Consider the following 11,250-nt stretch of genomic DNA (forward strand, 5'->3'; position numbering starts at 1 on the left):
CGCACGTGGCCGGCGTCTTCTCCCTGGACGACGCGGTGCGGCTGGTCTCGGCGCGGGCCCGGCTCATGCAGGCCCTGCCGCCGGGCGGGGCGATGGCGGCCCTCGAGGCGACCGAGCGGGAGGCCGGCGCCCGGCTCACCCCGGGCGTGGCGATCGCCGCGGTCAACGGCCCCGGCGCCGTCGTCATCGCCGGTGACGCCGCCGAGGTGGACGCCATCGCGGCCGGATTCTCCGCCGACGGGCGCAAGACTAGGCATTTGCGGGTCAGCCATGCATTTCACTCGGCTCATATGGACGCCATGCTCGAGGAGTTCGGCCGGGTCGCCGCCACCGTGTCGTACGCCGCACCGGCGATTCCGCTCGTCTCCGGCCTGACCGGCGACGTGGCCGACGCCGCTCTCGTCGCCGACCCGGCGTACTGGGTGCGGCACGTCCGCGAGACGGTGCGCTTCGCCGCCGCGGTCGGCGCGCTGACCTCGCTCGGCGTCACCACGTTCGTCGAGATCGGCCCGGACGGCGTGCTCAGCGCGATGGCCCGGGACAGCGCGCCGGACGCGGTCATCGTGCCGGTGCTCCGCAAGGACCGCGGTGACGAGGCCGCCCTGGTGCACGCCCTGGCCGCGCTGCACGCCGCCGGCACCACGCCGGACTGGGCGGCGTTCTTCGCCGGCACCGCCGCCCGGCGCGCCGACGCGCCGACCTACGCCTTCCGGCGCCGGCGGTTCTGGCCCGAGCCGCGCCCGGCGGCGAAGGCGGTCGACGCGGCCGACGCCGAGTTCTGGTCGGTCGTGCAGAACGAGGACTTCGACGCGCTCACCGGCACCCTCGGCGTGGACGGCGACTCGCTCGCCCGGGTCCTGCCGGCGCTGTCGGACTGGCGCCGCCGCCGCGCCACCCAGTCCACCATGGACGGCTGGCGGCAGCAGATCGCCTGGCGGCCGCTGAACCGGGCGGCCGGCGGCCCGCCGACCGCCACCTGGATCGTGGTCATCCCGGCCGGCACCGGCGCCGAGGCGTGGGTCGCCGGCGTGGTCGCCGCGCTCGGCGCCGGCGCGACCTGCGTCGAGATCGGCGCCGCGGAGCGGGACGGCATCGCGGCGCGGCTGCGCGAGCACATCGGCGGCCGCGACGTCGCCGGCGTGCTGTCGCTGCTGGCCCTCGCCGAGGACCGCACCGGCGGCGTCCCGGCCGGCGTCCTGCTGACCGCCGCGCTGCTGCAGGCGCTCGGCGACGCGGGCGTCACCGCGCCGCTGTGGTGCGCCACGCGCGCCGCGGTCGCCGTACACCCGGGCGAGCCGGTGCCCGGCGCGCTTCAGGCCGGCGTGCACGGTCTCGGTCGCGTCGCCGCGCTGGAGCACCCGCAGCGCTGGGGCGGCCTGATCGACCTGCCGGAGACGCTCGACGCCGGCGCGGCCAACCGCCTCGCCGCGGTGCTGGCCGACCCGCAGGGCGAGGACCAGGTCGCCGTCCGGTCCGCCGCGGTCTTCGGCCGCCGCCTCGCCGCGGTGCCGGAACGCCCGGCCCGCGAGTGGGACCCGGACGGCACGGTCCTGATCACCGGCGGCACCGGCGCCCTCGGTGCCCGGGTCGCCCGGCGGCTCGCCGCGGCCGGCGCCCGGCACCTGGTGCTGCTCAGCCGCGGCGGCCCGGACGCGCCCGGCGCGGCCGAGCTCGCCGCCGAGCTGGGCGAGCGGGTCACGATCACGGCCTGCGACGCGGCCGACCGGGCCGGACTGGCCGCGGTGATCGACGCCATCCCGGACCTGACCGCGGTCGTACACGCCGCGGGGGTGGTGGACGACGGCGTCCTCGACGGGCTCACCGCGGCACAGTTCGCGACGGTGTTCCGGGCCAAGGTCACCCCGGCGTTGCTGCTCGACGAGCTCACCGCCGGCCTCGACCTGGCCGTGTTCGCGCTGTTCTCCTCGGCGTCCGCCGCGGTCGGCAACCCCGGCCAGGCCAACTACGCCGCCGCCAACGCCGTGCTGGACGCGCTCGCCGAGCAACGGCGCGGCCGCGGCCTCCCGGCCACCTCGGTGGCCTGGGGCGCCTGGGCCGGCGGCGGGATGGCCGCGGACACCCGCGCGGCGGTGGCGGCCCGGCGCACCGGCATCAGGCCGCTCGACCCGGACCTCGCGGTCACCGCGCTGCGCCAGGTCGTGCTCGCGCCCGAACCGGTCGCGTTGGTCGCCGACGTCGACCCGCAGCCGTTCATCCGGGCCTTCACCGCGGCCCGGCCGACCCGGCTGCTGGTAGAGCTGCCCGGCTACGACGCCGTGACCGCCGCCGACGCCGCGGTCGTCGCCGCCGGCGCCGACCTGACGGCCCGGCTGGCCGCGCTGCCGGCCGGGGAACGGCCCGCCGAGGTGGTCGGCCTGGTCCGCCGGCTCGCCGCCGAGACGCTCGGCCTGTCCGACGTCACCGCGGTCGGCGAGGAGAAGGCGTTCCGGGACTACGGCCTGGACTCGCTCAGCGCGGTCGAGCTGCGCAACCAGCTGAACGCGGCGACCGGGCTGGACCTGCCGTCCACGCTGGTCTTCGACCACCCCACGCCGGCCGCGCTCGCGGAGCACGTCCTCGAGTCGTTGTTCGCGGGCCCGCCGGCCGGCGACGACGAGTCCGCGCTCCGGGCCGTGCTCGCCACCGTCCCGCTGGACCGGCTGCGCGAGATCGGCGTCCTCGAGCCGCTGATGAGGCTGGCCGGCCGCACCGCCAACGCAGCGGCGTCCCTCGACGACGACTCGATCGACGCGATGGACGTCGACGGTCTCGTCCAGGCGGCGCTCAAGGAGCAGGGAGACGCATGACCTCGCCCAGTGACCGGGTCGTCGAGGCGCTGCGCGCGTCGGTCAAGGAGGCCGAGCGGCTGCGCCGGCAGAACCAGCAGCTGGTCGCCGACCGCACCGAGCCGATCGCGATCGTCGGGATGAGCTGCCGGTACCCGGGCGGGGTCCGGTCGCCCGAGGACCTGTGGCGGCTGCTGATCGACGGCGGCGACGCCATCGGCGGGTTCCCGGCCGACCGCGGCTGGGACCTGGACGCCCTGCGCGAGGCGGGGGTGGACGCCCGCGGCACGCAGGTCAGCCAGGAGGGCGGCTTCCTGGACGGCGTGTCCGGCTTCGACGCCGGGTTCTTCGGCATCTCGCCGCGCGAGGCGGTCACCATGGACCCCCAGCAGCGGCTGCTGCTGGAGACCTCCTGGGAGGCCCTCGAGTCGGCCGGCATCGACCCGGCGTCGTTGCGGCGCAGCCCGACCGGTGTCTACGTGGGCACCAATGGGCAGGACTACGCGTACCTGCTGGTCCGCGACGTCGGCGACGCCACCGGCGACATCGGAACCGGCATCGCGGCCGGCGCGGTCTCCGGCCGGGTGTCCTACACCCTGGGCCTGGAGGGGCCGTCGCTGACCGTGGACACGGCGTGCTCGTCGTCGCTGGTCGCGCTGCACCTGGCCGCGCAGGCGCTGCGCAACTCCGAGTGCACCCTGGCCCTGGCCGGCGGCGTGAACGTGATGTCGACCCCGGGCTCCCTGATGGAGTTCAGCCGGCAGGGCGGCCTGGCCCGCGACGGGCGCTGCAAGGCCTACGCGGACGGCGCGGACGGCACCGGCTGGGCCGAGGGAGTCGGCCTGCTGGTGCTGGAGCGGCTCTCCGACGCCGAGCACAACGGGCACGAGGTCCTCGCGGTGATCCGCGGATCGGCGGTCAACTCCGACGGCGCCTCCAACGGGTTCACCGCGCCGAACGGGCCCGCGCAGCAGCGCGCGATCCAGCAGGCGCTGCGCAGCGCCGGGCTGCGGCCGGCCGACGTGGACGTGGTCGAGGGGCACGGCACCGGTACCCCGCTCGGCGATCCGATCGAGGCGAACGCGGTGCTGGCCGCGTATGGCCAGAACCGGGAGGTGCCGCTGCTGCTCGGCTCGATCAAGTCGAACATCGGGCACACCCAGGCGGCGGCCGGCGTCGCCGGCGTGATCAAGATGGTGCTCGCCCTGCGGCACGGCGTGGTGCCGGCGACCCTGCACGCGGCGCAGCCGTCGTCCCGGGTGAACTGGGCGTCCGGCGCGGTGCGGCTGGCCACCGGCGCGACGCCGCTGCCCCGGCACGACCGGCCGTGGCGGGCGGGTGTCTCGTCGTTCGGCATCAGCGGCACCAACGCGCACGTCATCGTCGAGCAGGTGAGCGCCGAGACGTCGGAGCCGTCGGCGCCGGCGATCGTTCCGCTGCCGGTGTCCGCGCGCACCGGGGCCGCCCTCGAGGCGCAGATCGCGGCCGTGCGCGCCGCCGACGCCTCCCCGGTGGACGTGGGCTTCTCGCTCGGCCGGCGTACCGCGTTCCCGTACCGGGCCGCGCTGATCGGCGACGCGGTCGTCCGCGGCGAGGCCGCCGCCCGCACCGTCGGCGTGGTCTTCTCCGGACAGGGCTCGCAGCACGCCGGGATGGGCCGCGGCCTGTACGAGCGGTTCCCGGTCTTCCGGGACGCCTTCGACGCGGCGACCGCCCACCTGAACGTCGACTGGGACGACCTCGATCAGACGGGCAACGCCCAGCCGGCCATCTTCGCCGTCGAAGTCGCCCTGTACCGCCTCCTCGAGTCGTGGGGCGTGCGTCCGGCGATCCTCGGCGGACACTCCGTCGGCGAGATCACCGCCGCGCACGTCGCCGGGGTGCTTTCCCTGCAGGATGCGTGTGCGCTGGTCACCGCGCGCGCCCGGCTGATGGCCGCGCTGCCCGCGGGCGGTGCGATGATCGCCGTGCGGGCGCACCCGTCGGCGGTGGAGCCCGCCGACGGCGTCTCGGTCGCGGCGATCAACGGCCCCGACTCCGTCGTCCTTTCCGGTACGGAGGCCGCGGTGGCGGCCGCGGCGTCCCGTTTCGGGCGCACCCGGCGCCTCAACGTCAGCCACGCGTTCCACTCCGCGCTGATGGATCCGATGCTGGCGGACTTCCGCGCCGCCCTCGCCGGGATCGCGTTCCACCCGCCGGCCACGCCGCTGGTCTCGAACGTCACCGGGCGGGTCGAGACCGACCTGTTCACCGACCCGGGTTACTGGGTGCGGCACGTCCGCGAGACGGTCCGCTTCGCCGACGGCATCGAGGCGATGCGCGCGGCGGGTGTCGACACCTTCGTCGAGGCCGGGCCCGACTCGGTGCTCGCCTCGCTGATCGAGGCCGACGTCGTGGTGCCGACCCTGCGCCGCGACCGCGACGAGCAGACCGCCGCCGCGATCGCGATCGGGCGGCTCTGGACCGCGGGCGTCCCGGTGGACCTGAGCGCCTGGTTCGCCGGCGGCCACCGGGTCACCCTGCCGACGTACGCGTTCCAGCACGAGCACTACTGGCCCGCACCGGCGGGCGCCGCCGACGTGGCCTCGGCCGGGCTCGTCGCCGCCCGGCACCCGCTGCTCAGCGCCGCGGTCGCCCTGGCCGGCACCGACGAGACGGTCCTCACCGGCCTGGTACCCGCCCTGAGCGACACCGCCTGGCTGGAGCTCGCCTTCCGGGCCGGCGACGAGGTCGGCATGCCGCACGTGCGCGACCTCGAGATCACCGCCGCGCTGGACGGGCCGGCCGCGATCCAGGTCCACGTCGGCGCGGCCGTCGACGGCAGCCGGACGATCACCTGCTCGTCGCGGGTGGCCGGCGGCGAGTGGGTCCGCAACGCGCACGGCACCCTGGACGACCACCGCACCGGCGCCCTGCCGGCCGGCGACGACACCGCCGAGTTCACCGTCGCGGAGCCCGGCGCGTACGGCGTCAGCCCCGACCTGCTCGACCGGCTCTTCGCCGGCGACCGGCGGCCGATCGCCTGGCGCGATGTCACGCTGCACGCCTCGGCCGCCACCACGATCCACGCAAGGATCACCCCGACCGGCGACGACACCGTGGAGATCGCCGCCGTCGACCCGGCCGGCGAGCCCGTGCTCACCGCGCGCGGTGTCACCCTCGGGGCGCCCGCCGGCGCCGCGAAGGCGACCGGTTCGCTGCTGCGCCTGGACTGGGTCGCCGCCGAGCCCGTCGAGGGCCCGGAGGTCACGCTCGTCGCGGCGACCTTCGCGTCCGAGGGCGACGACGTTCCCGCCGAGACCCGCCGCCTCACCGCCGCCGCGCTCGCGACGGTCCAGAAGTGGCTGAGCGAGGAGCGCGACGGTCGCCTGCTGATCGTCACCCGCGCCGGCGACCTGGCCGCCGCCGCGGTGCACGGCCTGGTCCGCTCCGCCGGGGCGGAGCACCCGGGCCGGTTCGTGCTGGCCGACACGGACGGCGAGCTGCCGCCGCTCGCGGGCTTCCTGGCCGCCGGCGACACCGAGTTCCGGGTCCGCGACGGCCGGGTCCTGGTGCCGCGGCTCGCCCGTGCCGACGCGACGGGCGCCGAACCGTGGACGCCGCGCGGGACGGTGCTGATCACCGGCGGCACCGGAGGCCTCGGCTCGGAGCTGGCCCGGCACCTGGCCGCGAAGGGTGCCGACCTGGTCCTGGTCAGCCGCCGCGGTCCCGACGCTCCCGGCGCGGACCGGCTCCCGGGCCGGGTCGTCGCCTGCGACCTGACCGACCGGGCCGCGGTCGACGCCCTGGTGGCGGGCATCCCGCAGCTGAGCGCGGTCATACACACCGCCGGCGTCCTGGACGACGGCGTCGTCACCGCGCTGACCCCCGAGCGCCTCGACGCGGTTCTCGCGCCGAAGGTCGACGCCGCCTGGAACCTGCACGCGGCCACCGCGAACCTGGACGCGTTCGTGCTGTTCTCCTCCACCTCCGGCGTGATGGGCAGCGCCGGGCAGGCCAACTACGCGGCGGGCAACGTCTTCCTGGACGCGCTCGCCGGGTACCGGAGGTCCCGCGGCCTGCCCGCGCAGTCCCTCGCGTGGCCGGCCTGGGCATCCGGCGCCGGCATGACGGCGACCCTGGGCGACGCGGAGCTGCGCCGCATCTCCGCGGCCGGCATGCCGCCGCTCACGGTCGAGCAGGGACTCGCCTTGTTCGACGCGGCCGTCGCCGTCGACGAGTCGTACCTGATGCCGGTCAGCATGCCGTCGTCCGGCGCGCCGATGCCGATCGTGCCGCCGGTGCTGCGCAGCCTGATCCGGGCCGGCCGGCGGGTCGCCGCCGCCGGTCCCGGCGGCGACGCGGCCCTCGCCGCGCTCGCCGGGCGGCTGCTCGCCCGGAAACCCGGTGAGCGGCAGCGGTTCGTCACCGACCTGGTCCGCACCGAGGCGGCGGCGGTGCTCGGCCACGCCTCCGCGTCCGCGGTCGACGCCCGGCGCGAGTTCCGTGACCTCGGCTTCGACTCGCTGACCGCGGTCGAGCTGCGCAACAGGCTGGCCGCCGTGACCGGCCTGCGCCTGCCGGCCACCATGGTCTTCGACCACCCGACCCCGGCCGCGCTGGCCGGCCGGATCGTCGCGGACCTCCTGGACGAGCACGCCGACGAGCCCGCCACGGTCCGCGCCGGCGCCGGCGACGACCCGGTCGTCATCGTCGGCATGGCCTGCCGGCTGCCCGGCGGCGTCGCCTCGCCGGACGAGCTGTGGGACCTGGTCGCCGGCGGCCGCGACGGGATCACCGGGTTCCCCGAGGACCGCGGCTGGGACCTGCGGTCGCTGTTCGCCACCGGCCCGGACCGGCGCAGCACGAGCGCCACCCGGTACGGCGGATTCCTGCGCGCCGTCGGCGACTTCGACGCCGGCTTCTTCGGCGTCTCCCCGCGGGAGGCGCTCGCCATGGACCCGCAGCAGCGGCTCCTGCTGGAGACGAGCTGGGAGGCCGTCGAGCGGGCCGGCATCGACCCGGAACGCCTCGCCGGCAGCCGCACCGGCGTCTTCGTCGGCGCGGGCGGCCAGGACTACACGCAGCTGGTGATGAACTCGCGGGAGGACGTCGAGGGCCACGCCAGCACCGGCCTGGCCACCAGCGTCATCTCGGGCCGGATCTCGTACACGCTCGGCCTGGAGGGCCCGGCGGTCACCGTGGACACGGCGTGCTCCTCGTCGCTTGTCGCGCTGCACCTGGCCGCGCAGGCGCTGCGCGCGGGGGAGTGCGACCTGGCCCTGACCGGTGGCGTCACCGTGATGTCCACGCCGACCAGCTTCACCGGCTTCACCAAGCAGGGCGGCCTGGCACCCGACGGCCGCTGCAAGGCGTTCGCGGACGCGGCCGACGGCACCGGCTGGGCCGAGGGCGTCGGCGTGCTGGTCGTCGAGCGGCTCTCCGACGCGCAGGCCAACGGCCACGAGATCCTCGCGGTCGTGCGCGGATCCGCGGTCAACTCCGACGGCGCTTCCAACGGCCTGACCGCGCCCAACGGGCCCTCTCAGCAGCGGGTGATCCGGCAGGCGCTGGCGAGCGGGGGACTCTCCGCCGCCGAGGTGGACGTGGTCGAGGCACACGGCACGGGCACGACTCTGGGTGATCCGATCGAGGCGCAGGCGTTGCTGGCGACGTATGGCCGGGATCGGGAGGTTCCGCTGCTGCTGGGCGCGTTGAAGTCGAACATCGGGCACACGCAGGCGGCGTCGGGTGTGGCCGGGGTCATCAAGATGGTGATGGCGATGCGCCACGGTGTGGTGCCGCAGACGTTGCACGTGGACCGGCCGTCGACGCACGTGGACTGGACGGCCGGTGCGGTCCGGCTGGTCACCGAACCGCTGCCGTGGCCGGTGGTGGACCGGCCGTGGCGTGCGGGTGTGTCGTCGTTCGGCATCTCCGGCACGAACGCGCACGTGATCATCGAGCAGGCGGCACCTGTCGCACCCCCGGTCGCCCCGCCGGTGCCCGGCCCGATCCCGCTGCCGGTCTCGGCGCGCAGCGCGGCCGGCCTCGACGCGCAGATCGCCCGCGTGCGCGCCGCCGCCGGGGAGCCGTCCGACGTCGGGTACTCGCTCGCCACCACCCGGGCCGCGCTCCCGCACCGCGCGGTGCTGGCCGGCGACACGGTCGTCCGCGGGGTGGCCTCCGATCGCACAGTCGGGGTGATGTTCTCCGGTCAGGGTTCGCAGCGCGCCGGCATGGGCCGCGGCCTGTACGCGCGGTTCCCGGTCTTCGCTGCGGCGTTCGACGCGGTGACCGCGCATCTGGGTGATGTCGACTGGGACGACCTGGATCAGACGGGCAATGCTCAGCCGGCCATCTTCGCCGTCGAGGTCGCGCTCTACCGGCTCTTGGAGTCCTGGGGCGTGCGCCCGGATGTCGTGGGTGGTCATTCGGTGGGTGAGATCGCGGCCGCGCATGTGGCCGGGGTCCTGTCGCTGGAGGATGCGTGCGTGTTGGTTGCGGCGCGGGGCCGGTTGATGCAGGCGTTGCCCGCTGGTGGGGTGATGGTGGCGGTGCAGGCCGGGGAGGATGAGCTCGATCTGCCGGCGGGGGTGTCGATCGCGGCGGTGAACGGTCGGGACGCGGTGGTGTTGTCGGGCCCTGAGGAGCTGGTTCTGGCGTATGCGGCCGGGTTCGAGCGGTCCCGGCGGTTGGTGGTCAGTCATGCGTTCCATTCGGCGTTGATGGATCCGATGTTGGACGGCTTCCGTGAGGTGGTGCGGGAGTTGGCGTTCCATGAGCCGGTCATGTCGATGGTTTCCACGGTGTCCGGGACGGATCTGGTGACGGATCCGGAGTACTGGGTGCGGCATGTGCGTGAGACGGTGCGTTTCGCTGACGGTGTGGCCGCGATGGGTGTGGACGTGGTGGTCGAGGTGGGTCCGGATTCGGTGCTCAGTGCGTTGATCGACGCGGAGTTGGTGGTGCCGACGCTGCGCCGCGACCGCGACGAGGCCGACGCGATGCTGGCCGCCGCGGCCGCCCTGCACGTGAACGGCGTCGACATCGACTGGACACCCTGGTATCCGGGCGCCCGCCGGATCGCCCTGCCGACGTACGCGTTCCAGCACGAGCGCTACTGGCCGCGCCCCGCCTCCACCGGCGGCGACGTCGCCTCGGTCGGCCAGAGCGCCGCGCACCACCCGCTGCTCGGCGCGGCGGTACCGGTCGCCGGCGCGGACGAGGTCATCCTCACCGGCCTGCTCTCGCTGCGGGTGCACCCCTGGCTCGCCGAGCACGAGACGGTACCCGGCGCCACCTGGCTGGAGCTCGCCCTCCGGGCGGGTGACCACGTCGGCTGCGACCGCGTCGAGCGCCTCGAGATCGGCGCGCCGCTCGCGCTCACCGAGCAGTCCGCGGTGGCGCTGCAGGTCCGCGTCGGCGAGCCCGGCGACGACGGTGCCCGGCCGGTCGCCGTCCACTCCCGCGGCGACGACGGCTGGGTCGAGCACGCCCGCGGCACCCTCGCACCGGACGGCGGCGAACCCGGCGAGCTCGGACCGGACCCGGTCGAGGCGACCCTGCCGGACGGCCTGGCCGGCGACGCCGGGTACTTCTGCCTGCACCCGGAGCTGCTGACCGCCCTGCTCGACTCCGACCTCGAGCCCGCCGAGTTCACCGGCGTCACCCTGCACGCCACCGGCGCCACCACGCTGTCGGCCACGCTGACCAGGCGCGGCGCGAACCGCTACCGGATCGCCGCCGCCGACCCGGCCGGCACGCCGGTGCTCACCGTCGAGTCGGTGACCCTGCGGGAGCCCGCGGCCGTCACCGGCGCCGAGGCGACGCGCGGATCCCTGCTCGACCTGCGCTGGAACGCCGCCGGCACGGCACCCGCCGGACGACGGGTCACCCTCGCGACCACCCTGGACGACCTGCCCGGCGACGTCGACCTGGTCCTCGTGCCGGTCACCGGGGACACCGGCGACGCGGCCGCCTCCGCGCACGCGCTCACCGCCCGCGCGCTGGAACTGGTGCAGCGGTGGCTCGCCACCGACCGGTTCGGCGACGCCAGGCTCGCCTTCGTCACCGACGGCGCGGTCAGCACCGGCGACGACGACCCGGTCCGCGACGTCGCGGCGGCCGCCGTCTGGGGCCTGGTCCGCGCCGCACAGTCCGAGCACCCGGACCGGTTCCTGCTTGTCGACACCGCCACCGGGCTGGACGCGGTGCCGGACGACGAGGCACAGTTCGCGGTCCGCGACGGCGTCACCCTCGTGCCGCGCCTGGCCCGCTCCGACGCGCCCGGGTCCGGCCGGTGGGCGCCGCGCGGCACGGTCCTGATCACCGGCGGCACCGGCGGTCTCGGGTCCGAGCTGGCCCGTCATCTGGCGGCGAAGGGTGCCGACCTGGTCCTGGTCAGCCGGCGCGGTCCGGACGCGCCCGGCGCCGATCTGCTTCCCGGCCGGGTCGTCGCCTGCGATCTCACCGATCGGGCCGC

At 76.0% G+C, this 11,250-nt stretch carries 2 protein-coding genes (1 of these 2 only partly in view); both read left to right on the forward strand.

Annotated features, from left to right (window positions below; translation table 11 throughout):
- On the forward strand, positions 1-2,807 hold the 3' portion of the coding sequence (locus tag AB0B58_RS12125; protein WP_360221803.1) for a type I polyketide synthase. Its footprint begins 24,205 nt before the window's first position; the window shows 2,807 of its 27,012 coding nt (coding positions 24,206-27,012); its start codon lies off the left edge, out of view; it ends in the stop codon at positions 2,805-2,807.
- On the forward strand, positions 2,804-11,250 hold an 8,447-nt coding region (locus AB0B58_RS12130; protein WP_360221806.1), incomplete at its 3' end, for an SDR family NAD(P)-dependent oxidoreductase. The genes AB0B58_RS12125 and AB0B58_RS12130, both read left to right, overlap by 4 nt.

This window comes from Actinoplanes sp. NPDC049118 (genome assembly GCF_040648555.1).
In the GTDB taxonomy this organism is placed as follows: Bacteria; Actinomycetota; Actinomycetes; order Mycobacteriales; family Micromonosporaceae; genus Actinoplanes.